A 19,998-nucleotide genomic window follows, 5' to 3' on the forward strand; every position below is an offset into this window, starting at 1 on the left:
TCATGCCTGCATTCGAGAGAGGGAAAGACCGGTGATCATTGCAAAACTCATGTCCCGTTTCGCCGCGCTTGCCGGTGGGGCGATCATTCTGGCCAGTTGCACCGTTGTCGTGGAGGAAGGGCCGAACCGTCCGCGTCCGCCACGGCCGGATCGCCCGCAGATGTGCACGATGGAATACAACCCCGTCTGCGCGCGACGCGGCGGCGAGCAACGCACGTTCGGCAATGCCTGTTCGGCACGCGCGCAGGGCTTCAGGATCGTGCGACCGGGAACCTGTCGGCCTCAGTCCAGCCGGCCCGAGCGTCCGCAGATCTGCACCCGTGAATACCGCCCTGTCTGCGCGCGCAGGGGTGGTCAGCGCCGCACGTTCGGCAATGCATGCACGGCGCGCGCAGCCGGCTTCCGGGTCGTTCGCCCCGGAGAGTGCTGAGAGAGTGTGCTAAACGCTCTGGCCGCGTCGCTCCTCCAGAATGGCGAGCAGCGAGCGGCCGGCATCCAGAATATGGGCGCGGGTGAGGCTGGCCGCTTCATCCGCGTCGCCTCTTTCGCAGGCGTCAAGGATGCTGAGATGTTCCCGGTGGGCGCGCTTTTTGCCATCCGTCAGGGTGAGCTGCGCACGCAGATAGCGGTCGACCCGGTCGAGTGACGAGCGGATGATCTGCAGATGATAGGGGCGGTCAGCCGCTTCATAGAGGCCATAGTGGAATTTTCGGTTCGCCTCGCCCCAGCCGCCCGGGTCCGAGGCGGCGGCAAAAGCCTCGAGGTTCGTGCGGGCGGCATCCAGTTGTTTCCGCGTGAGCGCCGGCACGGCAAGCCGGATAACTTCGCTCTCCAGCAGGGCGCGAAACTCGAAAATCTCCTCGATCTCCACAGCGGAAAGGGCTGCCACAACCGTGCCCCGGTAGCGCTGGGTGGTCACGAGCCCGTCCTGTTCCAGCCGCTGCAATGCCTCTCGCACGGGAATGCGGCTGGTGTTGAACATCTGAGCGATATGGTCCTGCCGCAGGTGTTCGCCTTCCGCCAGTTCGCCCTCGATGATGGCCTTGCGCAGGGCTTCGAACACCAGGTCGGTCGCCGAGGCTGTCTGTCTTACATCAATGGCTTCCAGCTTCATTTCCTGAATCCCGCCTGCGGCCCCGCTGACATGCCTGCGCTGTACCTGCGCTCCTGCCACATCGAATGAGTTTCATTTTACAATTGTATATTGGATCCAATCTGAGTTAAAGACTCTTCCGCAATGTTTGGTGAGCCGCTTGTGGGAGCAGGGCGCTTTCCAGCGTCGATCAGCGCATCATGTGCAAATGGCAGGCTGGCATAACGAACCATCGCATGACTGGCAGACCGCGTCTGCGCTAGGCTGCCGGCCGAACTGAAACTGGCCAACAAACTGAAACTGATAGAATTCGGGGGTATTCCACCAATGGCGCTCAGCGAGACAGGCACCAACCATTTCAAGAACTACATTGCCGGCGAATGGATCGAGGGCGACAGTCAGGTTGAAAACATCAACCCGTCCGACACGCGCGATGTCGTTGGTTTGGCAGCGCGCTCCGGCGGGGCCGATCTCGATCGCGCCATCGACGCGGCGCATGATGCGGCGCCGGGCTGGGCGCGGTCTACCCCGCAGCAGCGCTATGACATTCTCGATGCCGTCGGCAATGAGATCATCGCCCGCAAAGACGAGCTTGGCCGTCTGCTTTCGCGCGAGGAAGGCAAGACACTGGCGGAAGGCATCGGCGAGGTGGTGCGTGCCGGTCAGGTGTTCAAGTTCTTCGCAGGAGAGGCCGTGCGCCTGCCGGGAGAGCGTCTCGATTCCATCCGCCCCGGCGTTGAGGTGGATATGCGCCGCGAGCCCATGGGCGTTATCGGTATGATCACCCCGTGGAACTTCCCCATCGCCATCCCGGCGTGGAAGATCGCGCCGGCGCTCGCCTATGGCAATGCGGTCGTGCTGAAGCCGGCCGAACTCGTGCCGGGTTCCGCCTGGGCGCTGGCGGAAATCCTTTCGCGCTCCGGTCTGCCGGAAGGCGTGTTCAATCTGGTTGCGGGCCGCGGTTCCGAGCTTGGCCCGCGCATGATCGAAAACCCGAAGGTCCGCGCAATTTCCTTCACCGGTTCCGTACCCACGGGCCGCGGCATTGCGGCAGCCTGTGGCGAGCACCTGAAAAAGGTGCAGCTTGAAATGGGTGGCAAGAACCCGCTTGTGGTTCTGGACGATGCCGATCTCGACGTGGCAGTCGGCGCCGCGCTCAACGGCGCATTCTTCTCCACCGGCCAGCGCTGCACCGCGTCCAGCCGTCTCGTCGTGTCCGAAGGCATTCACGACCGTTTCGTTTCCGCACTCACCGAAAAGCTCAGGACCCTCGTCGTCGGCGATGCGCTCGACCCCAAAACCCAGATGGGCCCGGTGGTGGACGAAAAGCAGCTCGAGCAGGATCTGTCCTATGTCGAGATCGCCGGCCAGGAGGGCGGAAAGCTCGCCATCGGCGGCGAGCGCCTGACGCTGGAGAAGCCCGGCTTCTACATGGCGCCTGCGCTCTTCACCGAGACCAGCAACGACATGCGCATCAATCGCGAGGAGGTCTTCGGGCCTGTCGCCAGCGTCATCCGCGTCAAGGATTACGAGGAGGCGCTGCACGTCGCCAACGACACGAGCTTCGGCCTCTCCTCGGGCATCTGCACCACCTCGCTCAAATATGCGAGCGACTTCAAGCAGAAGTCGGAGGCCGGCATGGTCATGGTCAACCTGCCCACCGCCGGTGTCGACTACAACGTGCCTTTCGGCGGCACGAAGGGCTCGAGCTTCGGTTCGCGCGAGCAGGGACGCTACGCCGTCGAATTCTACACGACGGTGAAAACGGCCTACACGCAGCCCTGATCGGCGGGAGGGGAGGATGGGCAAAGCCCGTTCGCAGGGAAACGCCGATGTCGCCATCATAGGCGGCGGCATCATCGGCATAGCCACCGCATTCCGCCTTGCTGAGGCGGGCCGGCATGTCACGCTCATCGAGCGCGATGCGCCGGCCAACGCCGCGAGCCGGGGCAATGCCGGCGCATTCGCCTTTCCTTCCATCCTTCCGCTGGCGTCACCCGGCATTCTCTTCAAGGCGCCCAAATGGCTGTTCGATCCGCTGGGGCCGCTCTCTATACCGCCGGCGCAGTTCCCGTCGGTTCTGCCCTGGCTTCTGCGCTTCTTCCGAGCCTCCATGCCAGACCGCATCGAGGCCAGCACGGCGGCGCAGGCGGCGTTGAACAGGCTCTCCGAAACCGAAACGGCAACCCTCACGAAAGAAGCCGGGCTCGACCATCTGGTGCGCCATGATGGCGCTCTGGAGCTATATGAGAGCGAGGCCGCATGGCGCGCCTCGCTGAAAAGCTGGGAGCGCTGTGAGAAGGCCGGCGTCGAGGTGGAGCATGTGGAAGGCACGCGCCTTGCCGCGTTGCAGCCGGGCCTTTCTCCACGGCTGGTGAAGGGCGTGTTTCTGCCGCAATGGAAAACGGTCAGCGACCCGCGCGACTATGCGCTTGCCCTGCTGGAAGCCGCCCGGGCGCGGGGTGTCGAGCTGATCGAAGGTACCGTTTCGCGCCTCTCGCCCGGCGCAGAGGGTGTAAACGTCACCCTTGAGGATGGTCGAACCCTCAAGGCAGGCCATGCCGTTCTCGCCGCCGGGCCGTGGTCGAACAGGCTCACCGCGACGCTGGGCGAGAGGATGCCCCTTACACCCGAACGCGGCTACAACACCACGCTGCCACCCGGCAGTTTCGATCTGAAACGGCAGGTCATCTTTCCCGCGCACGGTTTTGTCGTCACACCGCTTGCCACCGGCATTCGCGTTGGCGGCGCGTCCGAGCTTGCCGGCTTCGATGCCCCGGTCAATTTCAGGCGCGCACGGCACATGCTCGACAAGGCCGCTGGTTTCCTGCCGGGGCTAAAGCGCGAGGGCGGAACGGAGTGGATGGGCTCGCGCCCCTCAATGCCCGATTCGCTTCCGGTCATCGGGCGGGCCTCCTCCAGCCCCCGCATCCTCTATGCCTTCGGTCACGGTCATCTGGGGCTCACCCAGTCGGCCGCCACGGCTCGGCTCGTGGCCGATCTGATCCTCGAGCGAACCCCACCCATCGACATATCGCCCTTCCGGCCCGGCCGGTTTTGACAGGAAAACACCATGGCGGTCAGCACATTCACCTGCATCGACGGACACACCTGCGGAAACCCCGTGCGGGTGGTGGCCGGCGGCGGTCCGCAGCTCCAGGGCTCCACCATGCTGGAGCGTCGCGCGCACTTTCTCGCCGAATATGACTGGATTCGCACCGGCCTGATGTTCGAGCCGCGCGGCCACGACATGATGTCCGGCTCCATTCTCTATCCGCCCACGCGCGAGGATTGCGACATCGGGATTCTCTTCATCGAAACGTCGGGCTGCCTGCCCATGTGCGGGCATGGCACGATTGGCACCATCACCATCGGCATCGAAAACGGCCTCATCCGTCCGCGCGAGCCCGGGGTGGTGCGTCTCGACACGCCCGCGGGTCTCGTCGTCGCGGAATATGAGCAGAACGATCGTTTTGTCGAAAAGGTGCGCCTCACCAATGTGCCGGCCTTCGTTCATGCGACCGGGCTGACCGCGGAGGTCGAGGGGCTTGGCGAAATCACGGTCGATGTCGCCTATGGCGGCAATTTCTACGCCATTGTCGAGCCGCAGGCGGCCTTCGAGGATATGGCGAACCACACGGCGGGCGAGCTCATTGGCTGGAGCCCGAAACTGCGCGCTGCCCTCAACGCGAAATACGATTTCGTCCACCCTGAAAAGCCCGACATCAAGGGCCTGAGCCACATTCTGTGGACCGGCAAACCCACCCGGCCCGAAGCGCACGCCCGCAATGCGGTGTTCTATGGCGACAAGGCAATCGACCGCTCGCCCTGCGGCACCGGCACCTCGGCGCGCATGGCGCACTGGCATGCGAAGGGGCTCCTGAAACCCGGCGACGATTTCGTCCACGAAAGCATCATCGGCTCCATGTTCGAGGGCCGTGTGGAGGCCGAAACGCAGGTTGCAGGCAAACCCGCCATCGTGCCCTCGGTCGCCGGCTGGGCGCGCGTCACGGGCTACAACACGATCATGATCGACGACCGCGATCCCTATGCCCACGGCTTTGTTGTCGTTTGAGGAGAGACCATGAAAATCACAGCTATCCGCGCCTATCAGGTCGACCTGCCGCTAAAGGAAGGGCGCTATTCATGGTCGAACGGAAACTTCGTCGAGGTCTTCGATTCCACCGTCGTCGCCATCGAGACGGATGAAGGCCTTACCGGCTATGCCGAATGCTGCCCGCTGGGTTCGGCCTATCTGCCATCCTATGCGCGCGGTGTCCGGGCCGGGCTTGAGGAAATCGCGCCAAAGCTGATCGGCCTCGATCCCACCAATCTCGGTCTCGTTAACCGCGCCATGGATGCCGCGCTCAACGGGCACCCCTATGTGAAAGCGCCGCTCGACATCGCCTGCTGGGATCTTCTCGGCAAGGCAAGCGGCCTGCCGCTGGTCGCGCTTCTTGGCGGCAGCGCGCAGGACGAGGTGCGCCTCTACCGCGCCATCTCGCAGGAAGACCCGGATCAGATGGCGAAGAAGATCGCCGGCTACAAGGCCGAGGGCTACACCAAATTCCAGCTCAAGGTCGGCGGCAATGCGGATGACGACATCGCCCGCATCCGCGCCTGCCGCGAAATCCTCGACGAGACGGACATTCTCGTGGCCGACGCCAACACCGGCTGGACCCGCCACGAGGCAGCACGTGTGGTCGATGCGGTGGCCGATCTCGATGTCTATATCGAGCAGCCATGCGCCACCTATGACGAGTGCCTGTCGATCCGCCGCCGCACGGCAAAGCCTTTCGTCATGGATGAAAACATCACCGGTCTGGATATGCTCGTGCGCGGTCTGGCCGACGACGCATTCGACGTCATCAACCTGAAAATCTCCAAGGTCGGCGGTCTGTCGAAGGCGCGCACCATGCGCGACGTGTGTCTCGCACATGGCATCCCCATGACCATCGAAGACACATGGGGCGGCGACATCGTTACCGCCGCGATTGCCCATCTGGCGCAGTCGACGCCGTCCGATTTCGTCTTCTCGGCAACGGATTTCAATTCCTACGGCACCAAAACCATCGCCGCCAACGCGCCGAAACGCGTCAATGGCGGCATGAAGGCACCGTCCAGGCCGGGCCTTGGCATCGAGCCCGATTTCGAAGCGCTCGGTGCGCCGGTCCTGTCGTTTGACAAAGGCGCTTGAGCCATGCGCTCCAGCCGGGCCATCCACATTGTCTCCTGCCATGCCGAGGGCGAAGTGGGCGACGTCATTGTCGGCGGTGTGCTCCCGCCTCCCGGGGATACGCTGTGGGAGCAGCGCAATTTCATCGCCAGCGACGAAAACCTGCGCAATTTCGTGCTCAATGAGCCGCGCGGCGGCGTCTTCCGCCATGTCAATCTACTGGTCCCGCCCAAAAACCCGGCAGCCGATATGGGTTTCATCATCATGGAGCCGGAAGACACGCCGCCCATGTCGGGCTCCAACTCCATCTGCGTCGCCACTGTGCTTCTAGACACGGGCATCGTGCCCATGGTCGAGCCCGAGACGAAACTTGTTCTGGAAGCGCCGGGCGGTCTCGTTCAGGTTGTCGCCGAATGCCGCAACGGCAAGGCTGAGCGCATCCGCGTCACGAATGTACCGTCATTCGCCGACCGTCTCGACGCATCCCTTGAGGTCGCGGGGCTGGGCACGCTCACGGTCGATACCGCCTATGGCGGCGACAGTTTCGTCATCGCCGATGCCGCTGCGCTCGGCTTTTCCGTCACGCCGGACGAAGCCCGCGATCTGGCTGAAACCGGTGCGAAGATCACACGGGCGGCAAATGAGCAGCTTGGCTTCTCCCATCCCGAAAACCCGGAATGGGATCACATCTCCTTCTGCCAGCTCGCCCTGCCGGTGGAAGAAACTGCGGAAGGCCTTGTTGGGCGCAACACGGTCGTCATTCGCCCGGCGAAACTCGACCGCTCACCCACCGGCACCGGCTGTTCCGCACGCATGGCCGTGCTCCATGCGCGCGGGCGCATGAAGGTGGGAGACCGTTTCACGGGCGTGTCGGTCCTGGGCTCGCGTTTCGAATGCCGCATCACGGCTGAAACCCGGGCAGGAGGCAAGCCGGCTATCATACCGGAAATCGCGGGGCGAGGCTGGGTCACTGGCACGCATCAGCTCATGCTCGACCCCTCCGATCCCTGGCCGCAGGGATACAGGATTTCAGACACCTGGATCGATATATAAGATTTTAGGAAAAATTTACCCTGTTGCTCAAATGTGGCCGAAGTGCCTCATTTCTCGGAACAAATCCACATCTGGCGGTTTAACTCCCTGAGTGCGACTTGAAACCATAGAGCAAGGACAATGACGCAACACATCAAACGACAGGAGCGCCGGGGCGAAGCAAATCGCGCTGACACTGCGCGCAGTGTCAGAAAGCGTCTTGGCCAGCCTGAAAATACGCGGTTTCTGAACCAGATGCCGCATTTTTCACTGGATACCGATATGCCGGAAGAGTTTCATGACCTTCTGGGCAAACTCGATGAAGCCGAGCGCCGCGCAGGCTGATCCATTTCCATACCGAACCCGTGAATCAAAACAGGGACGGGGCCTGAGCCGCGCCGTCCCTGTTTCGAAATCCGGTAAAGCCAGGCAAGGCCTGGTCGTCAGCCCTCAGGCTGCGCGGCGCTTCTTCGGCAGAAGGCCTTCGCGCTGGGCCTGCTTGCGGGCCAGCTTGCGTGCGCGACGGACAGCTTCGGCACGCTGACGTGCGCGCTTCTCCGACGGCTTTTCATAAGAACGGCGGGCTTTCATTTCCCGGAAAACACCCTCGCGCTGCATCTTCTTCTTGAGCACTTTGAGGGCCTGATCGACATTGTTGTCGCGAACGATAACCTGCAATGGACTTCCTTCTTCAGTTGGCGTTTCAGTGGTTGAGCATGGCCAATGCGCTGGAAAGCGCGAAGAGCAGCTCTCGGTCAATCTTATTCCACATCGGTGCAAGGGCCTGGCATCAGCCGGCGCAGAGATGCAAAAGCGCCCAGCAAAGGGGCGACTCAAGATGGGCGCACCATAACAGAAGTTGTGCGGAATGCACCCCTTGGCAGAGATATAGGTCAAAACCGGCGGATTTCGAGATGAAATGACGCAGAAAGACGCCGGAATCCCGCCTTTTCGTAAAAAACTCCCGGAAAATCAGGCCGAAACACGCCGCCAGGCATAGGACCCCGGCGCGGCGGCCGCTTTCGCTGCCGGCTGATAGTAGAGCGGAATGCCCGCTTCCTTTCCGGCTTCAAGCTGGCTGATCGTGTACCGGTTGACGATCTCGAGCGTGGAAAATCCGACCCGGACCATATGCGCCACCTGGTCGATCAGCACGTCGCCCGTGGCGCGGATCTCGCCGCGATATCCGTGGCGCGTGCGCAGGAGTTCCGCCTTGGAATAGCTGCGCCCGTCGTTGAAAGCGGGGAAGGCGAGCGCCACCAGTGGCAGATGTCTGAGATGCGGCAACAGCGCGTCGAGCGCATCGCCCGGTTGAAGCTCGACGCCAATGCGCTCCGCAGCGCCTTCGCGCACCTCATCGTCGAGTTCGAGAAAAATCGCGAGCGGCAGGATCACATGTCCGCCGTCGTTGAGCGCGGCGGCGTCCTCGGCCTTCTGCCAGTGATTTTCCCGGAAACCCTCCGGCGACCAGAGGCGGATGTCTGAATTGCTCATGAAAAACTCCTATCCCGAAGCCGAAGGGAGCGCAGCTTCAAGGCCGGGCAGATGGATGCCGCATTCGGTCTTCGCCTGTCCGGCCCAGCGGCCCGAACGCGGGTCTTCGCCTGGCTTCACCGGGCTTGTGCAGGGAAAGCACCCGATCGACAGATAGCCGAACGCCACCAGCGGGTTCTGCCGCAGATCGTGCCGGCGCATATAGTCGGCCTGATCCTCGGTCGTCCACCGTGCCAGCGGATTGACGCGGATGCGCGGGCCGACCGCCTCGAACACCGGCATCTCCGCCCGTGTCGACGCCTGCCCGCGCTTGCGGCCGGTAAACCACGCGCGGTAAGGCGCGACGGCGCGCGCCATGGGCTCCACTTTGCGGATCGCGCAGCACCGGTCCGTGTCGCTCTGGTGCAGGATGCCGTCGGGATCGTCGGCGGTGAGCGCATCGTCCAGGGGCTTCACGATCACGATATTGGTCAGACCCAGATCTTCCGCGAGCTGATCGCGATATTGCAGCGTCTCGCCAAAGTGCTGGCCGGTGTCGAGAAAGGTGACCGGCAGACCGGGCTCCGCTTCGGCGATCAAGTGCAGAAGCGCCGCCGAATCCGCCCCGAACGAGGACGTCGCCGCAATGCCGCCGGCACCGTCGAAGAGATCGATCGCCACGGCGATGATCTCCTCCGCCGGCAGATGCCCGTAGCGCAGGTTCAGCACATCCGCGAGTTCGTTCGCATCGCCGCTGGCGGCGAAATCGCGATCAGGCTGCCTTGGCTTCGTGGCCATAAAGCGCCTCCTTGAATGGTGCGGGGCCAAGCCTGCGATAGGCGTCGAGAAAGCTCTCGTCGCGGCTTTCGCGTTTGGCGAGATAGGTGTCGACAATGGTCTCCACTGCGTCTGTGATTTCGTCGGGTGCAAAGCCGCGCCCGATGATCTCGCCAATGGTCGAGCCTTCGCGCGCCGAACCGCCCAGCGTCACCTGATAGAGCTCGGCGCCCTTCTTCTCGACACCCAGAATGCCGATATGGCCCACATGATGATGGCCGCAGGCATTGATGCAACCGGAAATCTTGATCTGCAGATCGCCGATTTCGTCCTGCCGGGCCTGTGTGGCAAAGCGCTCAGAAATCTCCTGCGCCACCGGAATGGAGCGGGCATTGGCAAGCGCGCAATAGTCCAGGCCGGGGCAGGCGATGATGTCGGTGATGAGGCCGGCATTGGAGGTCGCAAGCCCGATCTCGACGAGCGCCGCATGCACCGCCGGCAGGTCCGCGCGCGCCACATGCGGCAGGATCAGGTTCTGCTCATGGCTGACGCGGATTTCGTCATTGCCATACTGCTCTGCAAGGTCGGCAATCGCGTCCATCTGTGCATCTGTCGCATCGCCCGGCACCTCGCCGATGCCCTTCAGCGACACGGTCACGGAGGCATAGTCGGGGTTGCGATGCGTATGCGCATTGCGGCGCAGCCAGTCGGCGAAACCCGGATTGGCCTTCACCGCCCTGCTCACCGCCGCGTCGCCTTCCGGACGCGCCTTCAGCTTCGGCGGTGCGAAGTAGGCTTCGATGGCGCGAATGTCGGCCTCGGGCAGTTTCAGTTCGCTTTCCTTCAGCGCGAGAAACTCCTTCTCCACCTGCGCCTTCAGCTCTTCCGTGCCGGTCTCGTGCACCAGGATTTTGATGCGCGCCTTGTACTTGTTGTCGCGGCGTCCGCTCAGATTGTAGACGCGCAGGATCGCCGTCACATAGGAGAGCAGGTCGCGTTCGGGCAGGAAATCGCGGATCTTCTTGGCCACCATGGGTGTGCGGCCCAGGCCGCCGCCGACAAACACGGCAAAGCCGAGCTCGCCTCTGTCATTCTTCTTCAGATGCAGGCCGATATCGTGCACCTCGATGGCTGCGCGGTCGCGCGCCGCACCCGTCACGGCAATCTTGAACTTGCGCGGCAGATAGGAAAATTCCGGATGCAGCGACGACCATTGCCGCAGGATTTCGGCATAGGGGCGGGGGTCCGCCACTTCATCGGCCGCCGCGCCTGCAAAGTGGTCTGCCGTCACATTGCGGATGCAGTTTCCGGAGGTCTGGATGGCGTGCATCTCCACTTCCGCAAGCTCTTCGAGCACACGCGGAATGTCGACCAGCTTCGGCCAGTGAAACTGCAGGTTCTGGCGCGTGGTGAAATGGCCATAGCCCTTGTCATAGGTGCGTGCGATATGCGCCAGCTTCCGCATCTGGCGCGGCGAGAGGGAGCCATAGGGAATGGCGATCCGCAGCATATAGGCGTGCAGTTGCAGATAAACGCCGTTCATCAGCCGGAGCGGCTTGAACTGGTCTTCCGTCAACTCACCCGATAGGCGGCGCTCCACCTGGTCGCTGAACTCCGCAACGCGGGCTTTCACGAAGGCTTGGTCGAATTCGTCGTAACGATACATGGGGCGTGACCTGGCTTTAGGCGGCGCTGAGCGCGGCGTTCCGCGCCTGCTTGCCGATCTCGGGGTGAATGGAAGGGCCGCCGGCGCGGATGCGCTCGCGCAGACGTCTGGGGAGGATGCGGCCTTCCACGATCTCCACGTCGACCAGCGAAACATCGATCACGATGTTGGCGGCAAGAGCGAGGTTCCCGGCAGCGGCAATGCGTGCCTCATCCTCGGGATCCCTGGCCACATGGGCGGCATCGATCGTGTCGACCCAGCGGTCGCCGGCTCCCAGCCACACGGTTTCACCATCGGTCAGGCGATTGGCGGCTACAATCTTCATTACGCGCGCTCCAACTGGTGCTTGTGGGTTGCGAGCGCTTCCGAGCGCTCGAAATTCGCGCCAGCCACTGCGTCGCCGATCAGCGTCATCACGGGGCCGGTCAGTTCGTTGCGGTCGGCAAGCGAGGGCAGGTCGCTCAGCGTTCCATGCAGCAGGCGTTTGTCGTCGCGGCTGGCATTCTCGATCACGGCCACGGCCGTGTCAGGCGAAAGACCGGCCTCGACGAGACGCCCGGCCACATCGGCAGCCACCGAGCGCCCCATATAGACGGCGATCGTCGCGCCGGAGACGGCAAGGCTCGCCCAGTCGGGCAGGGTGCGGCCCTTCAGGTCGTGTCCGGTGGTGAACACGATGGAGGAGGCAATGCCGCGCAGCGTCAGCGGCAGTTCGAAATCGGCGGCGGCGGCGAAGGCGGCTGTCACGCCGGGCACAACTTCATAGGAGACGCCCGCTTCGCGGAGTGCCGCCATCTCCTCACCCGCGCGCCCGAAGATCAGCGGATCGCCGGATTTCAACCGTACAACGCGCTTGCCCGCGCGTCCCAGCGCCACGAGCAGATTGTTGATCTCCTCCTGGCTCTTGGAGTGGCAGCCCTTGCGCTTGCCGACGGAGATGCGCTCTGCATCGCGCCGGCCCATGGCCACCACGGCCTCCGGCACCAGTGCATCGTAGACGATGACATCGGCCTCCATCAAAAGGCGCTGCGCGCGCAGTGTCAGAAGGTCTTCCGCGCCGGGGCCTGCGCCCACCAGCGCGATGTGGCCGGGAATGTCCTCACCGGCGGCAAGAAGGCTGGAGGCGCTGCGGCGGGCGGCGGCCACGTCGCCGCGCTCGACCGCGCGTGCCGTATCGCCCGTGAAAAAGGCTTTCCAGAAGCGTCGGCGGGCGAGCCCGCGCGGCACCAGCCGGTCCACCGCGTCGCGGTACTGGGTGGCGAGATGGGCGAGTGTGCCGAGCGACGGGGAGAGCATCTGGTCGACGCGCGCCCGCACCATCTGCGCCAGGACGGGGCCGGCCCCCTCGGTTCCAATGGCAACCGCAAGCGGAGCCCGGTTCACGAGAGCCGGCGTGTAGAAATCGCAAAGCTCGGGCCGGTCCACTGCGTTGACGGGAATGGAGCGAGCCCGCGCATCCGCGACAATGACGCGATCCTGCGCCTCGTTATCGGTCGCGGCAAAGACCAGCGCTGCATTCTCGATATAGCGCGGCGCGTAGGGCGCCCTGATCAAGCGGGCGTCATTGGTCTCGGCCCAGTCGGCAAGCGTCTTTTCAGGCGCATCGGCAACAAGCGTCAGCGTCGCGCTCGACTGGCTGAGAAGCCGCGCCTTGGCGAGCGCCTCGTCGCCATTGCCGACAATGACAACCGAACGGTTCTCCACCCGCATGAACACGGGGAAAGCGGCAAGCTTCTGAGTGTCTGTCGCCATGGTTCGCGAGCCTTCGTGAAAGATGCCCGGAATAATGGCGGTTTGCACCATTACCTGAGAAGAAACACACTCGCCGTCGCGCGTATGCGACAAGATTGCTTTTTCGCCGCACCGCTTTTCGGCAGGAAATCCTTCCCCGTCCTTTCCTGGATACCCATATCCGTCGTGTGGAACGGGAAGCGGCAGGCTGCGTTTCCCCAAAACCACGGAAAGAATGGAGATCGATATGGCTGAGTTCCGGCTTGTACACGATGCATGGGTTGTCGTTGCCGATGGCGAGAAGGCACTGTTCCTGCGCAATGAAGGCGATGCGACCTACCCCAATCTTCAGGTGGTGCGTACGATCCACGAGGAAAATCCGCCGAGCCGCGAGCAGGGCACGGACAGGCCGGGACGCTTCAATGATGGTCACGGCGCGCACCGCAGCGCCGTGGATGAGACGGACTGGCACCGCATCGAAAAGGAGCGTTTTGCCGGTGACGTTGCCGAGCGCCTTTACAAGCTCGCCCACAAGGGAAAATTCAGCAAGCTGGTCCTCGTCGCCCCGCCGCTGGTACTGGGCGAATTGCGCAAGGAAATGCACAAGGAAGTGGAAGACAGGGTGATCGGCGAGGTCGCCAAGACGCTCACCAATCACACGATCGGCGATATCGAGAAGGTGCTGATGCAGTAGGTATGGGCGGGTATCGGCGCCGGCGCCGGCGCCAGACACCACGCCGCTGCCTCAGACGTGCTGCCCGCCATTGATGTGGATCTCGGATCCCGACACATAGGACGACTGATCCGAACACAGGAAATAGATCGTATTGGCCACCTCCGATGTCTGCCCCAGCCGGCGCAGCGGGATGGTCTCGACGATCTTTTCCGTGCCGGGGGAAAGGATGGAGGTTTCGATTTCGCCCGGCGCGATGGCGTTGACGCGGATGCCGTGCGGGCCGAAATCGGCAGCCATCTCGCGCGTAAGCGCCACGAGCGCGGCTTTCGAGGTCGCATAGGCCGTTCCCGCAAAGGGATGCACCCGGCTGCCGACAATGGACGTGACATTGACGATCGAGCCCCTGGCGTTGCCCAGTTCCCTGAAGAGCCCGCGCGCCAGCATGATGGGCGCGAAGAAGTTGACCTGAAAAACATCGCGCCAGACATGCATCGGCGTTTCGATGGAATTCATGCGTTTGCCGCCTTCGAGCTTGGGCGAAATGGCGGCGTTGTTGACCAGTGCGTCGAGCCGCCCTCCATTGGCCTCCAGCCGGTGGCGGATTTCGGCGATGGCGTTACCCACGTCTTCCTGGTCGGAGAGATCGAGCTTGATGTGGTCTTCCGGTCCGGCGGGCCACGGGCAATCCTCCGCAAAGGCCTGCCTTGAGCAGGTGATCACCCGCCAGCCTTCACGAGAAAAACGCTTCACCGTCGCGTGACCAATGCCCCGGCTTGCGCCGGTCAAAACCAGTGTCTTGCGTTCGTCGGCCATGCCCTGCTCCCTGTTCCGCTCCTATGTAAGCGAGAGCGCAGGGGAATGCGATAGGCAAAAGCGGACCGGCGGGCTCTAATTTCCGAGAATGATGTCGAGGATGGAGGTCTGCTTCTTCTGCAGACCGCCGCCCACATCGGCAGGAGGTACGGGGCGGCGGACCGAAGCCGTGTGACCCGGATCGCCCGCGGCGGGAATGGCCGCCTGCGGTGTGGGCCGTGCCTGCGCTCCGCTGCCAACCGCAGCCTGAGGCACAGGACGGGCTGCGGGCTCTTGGGCAGCAATGCCCGGTGCGCCGGGGCTCCACGACCCAGGCAACCGTTTCACGGGGCGGCCCTTCTCGGCTTCCTCCATGAAGGCTTTCCAGGCCGGTACGGGCAGGGAACTGCCGGTCGCCTTCGTCGCCTTGGAGGCGTCATTGCCGAACCAGACGCCCGTCACCAGATTGGCCGTATAGCCAACGAACCAGGCATCGCGCGATTGCTGTGTGGTTCCCGTCTTGCCCGCTGCCGGGCGGCCGATATTTGCCGCGCGCGCGCTGCCATAGTCCACCGTTCCCTTCATCATCGCATTCATCATGCCGATGATCTCGGGGCTTGCCACCCGCGTCATGCGCGGCCTGTCATGCTGGTAAAGCACCTTGCCGGAAGGCGTGGTGATCCGCTGGACGAAATAGACCTCGGGTCTGTAGCCGCCGGTGGCGAAGGGCAGATAGGCCGCCGTCAGTTCCAGCGGCGTGACCTCCGACGTGCCGAGCGCGATGGAGGCGTTGGCCTTCAAATCGGATTCGATGCCCATCCGGTGGGCGAGCTCGACGATCGATTTGGGCCCCGCCTCCATGGCAAGCTGCGCGGCGACCGAATTCAGCGAGCGCGCCAGCGCTTCGGAGAGCGTGACCGGGCCGTAATACTTGCCCTTGTAGTTTTCCGGCGTCCAGTTGCCGATCTTGATCGGCGCGTCGTTGCGCACGCTGTCGGGCCGTCGGCCCTGCTCGAGCGCGGCCATGTAGACGAAGGGTTTGAACGCCGAACCCGGCTGCCGGCGCGCTTCGGAGGCGCGGTCAAACTGGCTGTTGGCATAGTCATAGCCGCCCACCATGGCCCGCACAGCGCCGCTCGTGTCGATGGAGACGAGCGCCCCCTGGCTGACGGCCAGCTTCCCGCCCTTCTCGTCGATCAGGCTGCGGATGGTCTTCTCGGCCTGTTTCTGGAGCCTCAGATCGACCGTGGCTTCCACAATGATGTCGCCCTTCACGTCGCCGATCAGCCCGGGCAGTTCTTCCATCACGCGGTCGGCGAAATAGTGCTCCGAGCCTGTCCAGTAGGCGGCAGCGCGGGTGGCGGGCCGGCTCATCGCGGTGGTCATCTCGCCGTCGCCGATCATGCCCTGGTCGCGCATGGCGGTCAGCACCACCTGCGCCCGTGTTTCGGCGGCCTGCGGGTCGCGCGCCGGCGAGAGCCGCGAAGGGGCCTTCAGTAGCCCGGCCAGAAGAGCGGCTTCCGAAAGCGTGACGTCCCGCGCAGACTTGTTGAAATAGCGCCGCGAGGCCGCCTCCACGCCATAGGCGCCCGAGCCGAAATAGACACGGTTCAGATACATCTCCAGGATCTGGTCCTTGGAGTGTTTCTGCTCCAGCCACAGCGCCAGCAGCACTTCCTGCACCTTGCGCTCGATGGTGCGGTCGGGTTTGAGAAAGAGGTTCTTGGCAAGCTGCTGCGTTAGGGTCGAACCGCCCTGCGTCAGCCGCCCGGCGATCAGGTTTTCCGACATGGCGCGGGCAAGGCCGATCGGATCGACACCGAAATGCGAGTAGAACCGGCGGTCCTCGATGGCGATCACCGCCTGGGGAATATGCGGTGACATCTCATGCAGGCCCACCGCCTCGCCGCCGGTCATGCCGCGATTGGCGATCATGTCTCCGTCAGCCGAGACAATCTTCACATTGGGTGGCCGGTCGGGGATTTCCCAGGTGGTCGCCGAAGGCATTTTGGCGCCGTAATAGGCGGTGATGCCCACAGCGGCGATGCCGCCCCACAGCGCCAGAACGAGTGACCAGTAGATGGCGGTGCGCAGGAAGCCGAAGAAACCGCCGCCGCTCCCACGCCCATTCCTGCGTCGCGGGTTCGCACGGCGGGTGCGTTTCGCTCCCTTGGCGCTCTTGCCTCCGGCAGGCCTGCGGCGCTGGCGTGAAGGCACGACGCGGTCGCTGTCACCGAGTTTCAGATCGTCGCTGCCCCGGCGCGCCGCTGGCGCGTCGAAAGTCGGCTCGATCCTTCGGTTCTTCGTCCTGCGCGCCATACGCTCACAAACCCCGCAACCCTGCACCCACACATTTCATGCGGGCACAGTAAAAGGCAGCGGTTTAAGGCGCAGTTAAGTCAAATTAAACAAAAGCGGCGGGAGACCCTCAGCTGTGGGCGAAAATGTCCGCCTCTTCCCAGCCCATCAGGTCCAGTTTCGCCCGTGTCGGCAGGAAGCGGAAGCAGGCTTCGGCCTCGCGCGTGCGCTTCTCGCGCTCAAGCCGCGCGATCAGCTTTTCGCGCAACTGGTGCAGGTAGAGCACGTCGGACGCCGCATATTCGAGCTGTTCGGGCGAAAGCTCCTCGGCCGCCCAGTCGGAAGACTGCTGCGCCTTCGAAAGCGACACGCCAAGCAATTCGCTGCACAGGTCTTTCAGCCCGTGCCGATCCGTATAGGTGCGGGTGAGACGCGATGCGATCTTGGAGCAGAACACCGGCTCCGGCATCACGCCGAAGCTGTGATAAAGCACGGCCAGATCGAAGCGTGCATAGTGGAACAGCTTGGTGATCTTGCGGTTCTTCAAAAGCGCGACGAGGTTCGGCGCCTTCTTTTGCCCGGCGTCGATCTGCACCACATCGGCCGTGCCATCGCCCGGCGAAAGCTGCACCACGCACAGCCGGTCGCGGTGGGGCTTCAGTCCCAGCGTCTCCGTGTCGATGGCAACGGCATCGACATCGTAGTTGCTGAGATCGGGCAGGTCGTTCTTGTGAAATCGGATCGTCATGGCGTGTCTTCCCGGCTTACTTGCTGCTCAGGGCATCGAGAATGCGGACCCAGGAGCGCTGGCCGCGATGGAACGAATTCAAATCGTATTTCTCATTCGGCGAGTGGATGCGGTCATCCTGAAGGCCGAAGCCGACCAGAAGCGTTTCCATATCGAGCATGCGTCGGAACTCGCCTGCAATCGGGATGGAACCGCCCATGGCGATCGCCACTGCGGGCTTTGGCCATTCGTCGCTCAGCGCACCCTGCGCCTTCGTCACCAGCGGCATGTCATAATCGAGCTGGAAGGCTGGCGAACCACCATGCGGATGAAACTCCACGCGGCAGTCGGCCGGCAGGCGCTCTTCGACGAATTTGCGGAAGGCGGTGCGGATCTTGTCCGGGTCCTGCTTGTGCACCAGCCGGAACGAGACCTTGGCGGAAGCCTCAGCCGGAATGACGGTCTTGAAGCCTTCGCCGGTATAGCCGCCGGTGATGCCGTTCACTTCCGCGGTTGGGCGCGCCCAGACGAGCTCGAGTGCCGAGCGGTCCTTCTCGCCAAAAAGTTCTGAAAGGCCGATTGGACCGAGGAAGTTTTCGGTCGTCTCGCCCAGCCCTTCCCAGCTTTTCAGGATGTCCGCCGGTGTTTCCTCAACGCCCTCATAGAAGCCCGGCACGGTGACCCGCCCGTTCTCGTCATGCAGGTCGCCCAGAATGCGGGCCAGAACCGTGATCGGATTGGCCGCCGCGCCGCCGAAAAAGCCCGAATGCAGGTCGCGATCCGCCGCCTTGATGGTGATTTCCTCGCCGACAAGCCCGCGCAGGCCGACACAGACGGCGGGCGTCTCCGGGTCCCACATGGCGGTGTCGCACACCAGCGCGTATTCGGCCGAAAGCTCTGCGCGGTTTTCTTCCAGGAAAGGGCGCAGCGAAGGCGAGCCGGATTCCTCTTCGCCCTCGAACAGGATGGTGATCCTGCAGGGCAGCCTGCCATGCACCGTCTTATAGGCGCGGCAGGCTTCCACAAAGGTCATCAGCTGGCCCTTGTCGTCGGAAGACCCGCGCCCGATGATCGCCTTGCGGCCGGGTTCGATCTCTTTCACCGACGGGTCGAACGGGTCGTTCTCCCACAGGTTCAGCGGATCGACCGGCTGCACATCGTAATGCCCATAGAAAAGCACGTGCGGCCCTTCGCCTTCGTGATGCGCCACCACCATCGGATGGCCTGCCGTGTCACGCACGCTGGCCTCGAAGCCGATTGTCTTCAGGTCTTCCACCAGCCATTCGGCAGCCTTGCGGCAGTCGCCGGCAAAGGCCGGGTCGGTGGAGATCGATTTGATCTTCAGAAGGTGGAAAAGCCGCTCCAGACTCTGATCGATGGAACGATCGAGCTGATCGAGAACCGGGGCGATATCGGACATGGAAAGCTCCTGAAGACTGTTCGGAGAAGATGTTGAAGCGGCCTAACACATTCGGGCCCGGATGAGGAAAGGAAAAAGGGCCGCACGGGCGGCCCTTCGGATTGGTCCAGTTGAACGCTGCGCTGCCTCAGTAGGGGCAGGCGTTGTCGCTCAGGAAGTTGTGCACTTCGATCTCGCCATCGATGATCTTCTGCTTGGCTTCTTCAACCGCAGCCTTCATCTCGTCCGTGATGAGGTCCTTGTTGTTGTCGTCCATCGCATAGCCGACACCGTCCTCGGCCAGGCCGAGGTCCTGAAGGCCGTAGCTGAAGGCATCGTTCTTGGCGTCCATGAAGGCATTGTAGACGGCAACGTCCACCTGCTTGACCATGGAGGTCAGAACCTTGCCCGGATGCAGGCCGTTCTGGTTGGAATCGACGCCGATGCCGAGCTTGCCGGCATCCGCTGCCGCCTGGAGCACGCCAACGCCCGTGCCGCCCGCGGCGTGATAGATCACATCCGCACCCTGGTCGATCTGCGTGCGGGTGATCTCACCGCCCTTTGTCGGGTCGTTCCATGCGGAAGGCGTGTCGCCCGTGTAGTTGCGGATCACCTTGGCGTCGGAGCGGGCAGCCTTTGCGCCGCCCACATAGCCGCACTCGAACTTGCCGATGAGCGGAACCTGCATGCCGCCGACGAAGCCGACCGTGCCGGTTTCCGAGGCGAGTGCGGCCAGCATGCCGACGAGATAGGAGCCTTCCTGCTCCTTGAAGGTCACGGAGCGCACATTGGGCGCGTCGACCGCATCGTCGATGATGGTGAAATCGGTATCGGGATATTCCGGCGCGACCTTCTTCAGGTAATCGACCCAGGTGAAACCCGCCATGACGATCGGGTTGCGGCCGTTCTCGGCGAAGCGGCGCAGGGCCTGCTCGCGCTGGGCGTCGTTGGAGATTTCGAACTCCACATATTCGATCCCGGTTTCTTCCTTGAACCGCTCGGCGCCGTTATAGGCCGCCTCGTTGAACGATTTGTCGAACTTGCCACCCAGATCGTAGATGAGAGCCGGAGCGATCTCATCCGCAAATGCGCTTGCGGAAAGTGCGGTTGCGGCCAGAAGGCCGAGAACAATACGCTTCATGTGATCCACACCCTGTC

The 19,998-nt window shown here is 63.3% G+C and carries 20 protein-coding genes; 8 read left to right on the forward strand and 12 right to left on the reverse strand.

Features of this window, described 5'->3' with window-relative positions:
* The first annotated feature begins 31 nt into the window (after window positions 1-31).
* Window positions 32-430 (forward strand): Kazal-type serine protease inhibitor domain-containing protein, encoded by a 399-nt coding sequence (locus tag AC07E3_RS02380; protein ID WP_007009202.1) that lies wholly within the window; start codon window positions 32-34, stop codon window positions 428-430.
* 9 nt (window positions 431-439) lie between these two features.
* Here the strand turns inward: AC07E3_RS02380 and AC07E3_RS02385 are convergent, their stop codons facing one another.
* On the reverse strand, window positions 440-1,114 hold the full coding sequence (locus tag AC07E3_RS02385; RefSeq protein WP_478360189.1) for a GntR family transcriptional regulator: 675 nt from the start codon (window positions 1,112-1,114) through the stop codon (window positions 440-442).
* A gap of 306 nt (window positions 1,115-1,420) precedes the next feature.
* Between AC07E3_RS02385 and AC07E3_RS02390 the strand changes: the two genes are divergently transcribed.
* The 6 genes from AC07E3_RS02390 (at window position 1,421) to AC07E3_RS02415 (ending at window position 7,646) form a co-directional block, all read left to right on the forward strand.
* Window positions 1,421-2,878 (forward strand): aldehyde dehydrogenase family protein, encoded by a 1,458-nt coding sequence (locus tag AC07E3_RS02390; protein ID WP_349366245.1) that lies wholly within the window; start codon window positions 1,421-1,423, stop codon window positions 2,876-2,878.
* A 16-nt stretch (window positions 2,879-2,894) separates the two neighbouring features.
* Window positions 2,895-4,154: an NAD(P)/FAD-dependent oxidoreductase gene (locus AC07E3_RS02395; protein ID WP_478360190.1), complete on the forward strand. Its 1,260-nt coding sequence runs from the start codon at window positions 2,895-2,897 to the stop codon at window positions 4,152-4,154.
* Window positions 4,155-4,166: 12 nt separating this feature from the next.
* The gene (locus AC07E3_RS02400; RefSeq protein WP_336071765.1) at window positions 4,167-5,168 is read left to right on the forward strand and encodes a 4-hydroxyproline epimerase; all 1,002 of its coding nucleotides are present in this window, start codon (window positions 4,167-4,169) and stop codon (window positions 5,166-5,168) included.
* 9 nt (window positions 5,169-5,177) lie between these two features.
* Window positions 5,178-6,290 (forward strand): cis-3-hydroxy-L-proline dehydratase, encoded by a 1,113-nt coding sequence (locus tag AC07E3_RS02405; RefSeq protein WP_336071766.1) that lies wholly within the window; start codon window positions 5,178-5,180, stop codon window positions 6,288-6,290.
* A gap of 3 nt (window positions 6,291-6,293) precedes the next feature.
* A complete protein-coding gene (locus AC07E3_RS02410) occupies window positions 6,294-7,322 on the forward strand; it encodes a trans-3-hydroxy-L-proline dehydratase (protein ID WP_478360191.1) in 1,029 nt (342 codons plus the stop codon).
* A 120-nt stretch (window positions 7,323-7,442) separates the two neighbouring features.
* On the forward strand, window positions 7,443-7,646 hold the full coding sequence (locus tag AC07E3_RS02415; RefSeq protein ID WP_336071770.1) for a hypothetical protein: 204 nt from the start codon (window positions 7,443-7,445) through the stop codon (window positions 7,644-7,646).
* 105 nt (window positions 7,647-7,751) lie between these two features.
* Here AC07E3_RS02415 and rpsU read toward each other — a convergent pair whose 3' ends face one another.
* The 6 genes from rpsU to cysG form a co-directional block, all read right to left on the reverse strand.
* Window positions 7,752-7,979: a 30S ribosomal protein S21 gene (gene rpsU / locus AC07E3_RS02420; protein WP_292898636.1), complete on the reverse strand. Its 228-nt coding sequence runs from the start codon at window positions 7,977-7,979 to the stop codon at window positions 7,752-7,754.
* Between the two features lie 294 nt (window positions 7,980-8,273).
* Complete coding sequence (locus AC07E3_RS02425) at window positions 8,274-8,795, reverse strand: DUF934 domain-containing protein (protein WP_478360192.1); 522 nt, start codon at window positions 8,793-8,795, stop codon at window positions 8,274-8,276.
* A gap of 9 nt (window positions 8,796-8,804) precedes the next feature.
* Window positions 8,805-9,572, reverse strand: coding sequence for a phosphoadenylyl-sulfate reductase (locus AC07E3_RS02430; protein ID WP_336071775.1), 768 nt, complete (start codon window positions 9,570-9,572; stop codon window positions 8,805-8,807).
* On the reverse strand, window positions 9,547-11,217 hold the full coding sequence (locus AC07E3_RS02435; protein ID WP_478360193.1) for a nitrite/sulfite reductase: 1,671 nt from the start codon (window positions 11,215-11,217) through the stop codon (window positions 9,547-9,549). Before AC07E3_RS02435 ends, AC07E3_RS02430 begins: the two co-directional genes overlap by 26 nt.
* 16 nt (window positions 11,218-11,233) lie before the next feature.
* Window positions 11,234-11,542 (reverse strand): DUF2849 domain-containing protein, encoded by a 309-nt coding sequence (locus tag AC07E3_RS02440; protein WP_065817321.1) that lies wholly within the window; start codon window positions 11,540-11,542, stop codon window positions 11,234-11,236.
* A complete protein-coding gene (cysG, locus tag AC07E3_RS02445) occupies window positions 11,542-12,969 on the reverse strand; it encodes a siroheme synthase CysG (RefSeq protein ID WP_478360194.1) in 1,428 nt (475 codons plus the stop codon). The genes AC07E3_RS02440 and cysG overlap by 1 nt, the downstream gene beginning before the upstream one ends.
* Before the next feature lie 226 nt (window positions 12,970-13,195).
* On the opposite strand from cysG, the gene AC07E3_RS02450 reads away from it, so the two are divergent.
* On the forward strand, window positions 13,196-13,642 hold the full coding sequence (locus AC07E3_RS02450) for a host attachment family protein (protein ID WP_336071780.1): 447 nt from the start codon (window positions 13,196-13,198) through the stop codon (window positions 13,640-13,642).
* 51 nt (window positions 13,643-13,693) lie between these two features.
* On the opposite strand, the gene AC07E3_RS02455 is transcribed toward AC07E3_RS02450, so the two are convergent.
* From AC07E3_RS02455 to AC07E3_RS02475, 5 genes are all read right to left on the reverse strand, one after another.
* Entirely contained in the window at window positions 13,694-14,437 is a 744-nt protein-coding gene (locus AC07E3_RS02455; RefSeq protein ID WP_336071781.1) for an SDR family NAD(P)-dependent oxidoreductase, read from the reverse strand.
* A 75-nt stretch (window positions 14,438-14,512) separates the two neighbouring features.
* Window positions 14,513-16,735, reverse strand: coding sequence for a transglycosylase domain-containing protein (locus AC07E3_RS02460; RefSeq protein WP_478360195.1), 2,223 nt, complete (start codon window positions 16,733-16,735; stop codon window positions 14,513-14,515).
* 109 nt (window positions 16,736-16,844) lie between these two features.
* Entirely contained in the window at window positions 16,845-17,462 is a 618-nt protein-coding gene (locus AC07E3_RS02465) for a ribonuclease D (protein WP_478360196.1), read from the reverse strand.
* A gap of 16 nt (window positions 17,463-17,478) precedes the next feature.
* The gene (locus AC07E3_RS02470; RefSeq protein WP_478360197.1) at window positions 17,479-18,861 is read right to left on the reverse strand and encodes a dipeptidase; all 1,383 of its coding nucleotides are present in this window, start codon (window positions 18,859-18,861) and stop codon (window positions 17,479-17,481) included.
* Window positions 18,862-18,988: 127 nt separating this feature from the next.
* A complete protein-coding gene (locus AC07E3_RS02475; RefSeq protein ID WP_478360198.1) occupies window positions 18,989-19,981 on the reverse strand; it encodes a BMP family lipoprotein in 993 nt (330 codons plus the stop codon).
* Window positions 19,982-19,998: the final 17 nt, after the last annotated feature.

The organism is Nitratireductor lacus, assembly GCF_056431025.1.

Coding starts and splice junctions, on each gene's coding strand:
- AC07E3_RS02455 (WP_336071781.1), bottom strand. CDS start 14,437: ATGGCCGACGAACGCAAGACACTGGTTTTGACCGGCGCAAGCCGGGGC.
- AC07E3_RS02470 (WP_478360197.1), bottom strand. CDS start 18,861: ATGTCCGATATCGCCCCGGTTCTCGATCAGCTCGATCGTTCCATCGAT.
- cysG (WP_478360194.1), bottom strand. CDS start 12,969: ATGGCGACAGACACTCAGAAGCTTGCCGCTTTCCCCGTGTTCATGCGG.
- AC07E3_RS02450 (WP_336071780.1), top strand. CDS start 13,196: ATGGCTGAGTTCCGGCTTGTACACGATGCATGGGTTGTCGTTGCCGAT.
- AC07E3_RS02430 (WP_336071775.1), bottom strand. CDS start 9,572: ATGGCCACGAAGCCAAGGCAGCCTGATCGCGATTTCGCCGCCAGCGGC.
- AC07E3_RS02425 (WP_478360192.1), bottom strand. CDS start 8,795: ATGAGCAATTCAGACATCCGCCTCTGGTCGCCGGAGGGTTTCCGGGAA.
- AC07E3_RS02440 (WP_065817321.1), bottom strand. CDS start 11,542: ATGAAGATTGTAGCCGCCAATCGCCTGACCGATGGTGAAACCGTGTGG.
- AC07E3_RS02385 (WP_478360189.1), bottom strand. CDS start 1,114: ATGAAGCTGGAAGCCATTGATGTAAGACAGACAGCCTCGGCGACCGAC.
- AC07E3_RS02465 (WP_478360196.1), bottom strand. CDS start 17,462: ATGACGATCCGATTTCACAAGAACGACCTGCCCGATCTCAGCAACTAC.
- AC07E3_RS02435 (WP_478360193.1), bottom strand. CDS start 11,217: ATGTATCGTTACGACGAATTCGACCAAGCCTTCGTGAAAGCCCGCGTT.
- AC07E3_RS02475 (WP_478360198.1), bottom strand. CDS start 19,981: ATGAAGCGTATTGTTCTCGGCCTTCTGGCCGCAACCGCACTTTCCGCA.
- AC07E3_RS02415 (WP_336071770.1), top strand. CDS start 7,443: ATGACGCAACACATCAAACGACAGGAGCGCCGGGGCGAAGCAAATCGC.
- AC07E3_RS02400 (WP_336071765.1), top strand. CDS start 4,167: ATGGCGGTCAGCACATTCACCTGCATCGACGGACACACCTGCGGAAAC.
- AC07E3_RS02395 (WP_478360190.1), top strand. CDS start 2,895: ATGGGCAAAGCCCGTTCGCAGGGAAACGCCGATGTCGCCATCATAGGC.
- AC07E3_RS02390 (WP_349366245.1), top strand. CDS start 1,421: ATGGCGCTCAGCGAGACAGGCACCAACCATTTCAAGAACTACATTGCC.
- AC07E3_RS02405 (WP_336071766.1), top strand. CDS start 5,178: ATGAAAATCACAGCTATCCGCGCCTATCAGGTCGACCTGCCGCTAAAG.
- AC07E3_RS02410 (WP_478360191.1), top strand. CDS start 6,294: ATGCGCTCCAGCCGGGCCATCCACATTGTCTCCTGCCATGCCGAGGGC.
- AC07E3_RS02460 (WP_478360195.1), bottom strand. CDS start 16,735: ATGGCGCGCAGGACGAAGAACCGAAGGATCGAGCCGACTTTCGACGCG.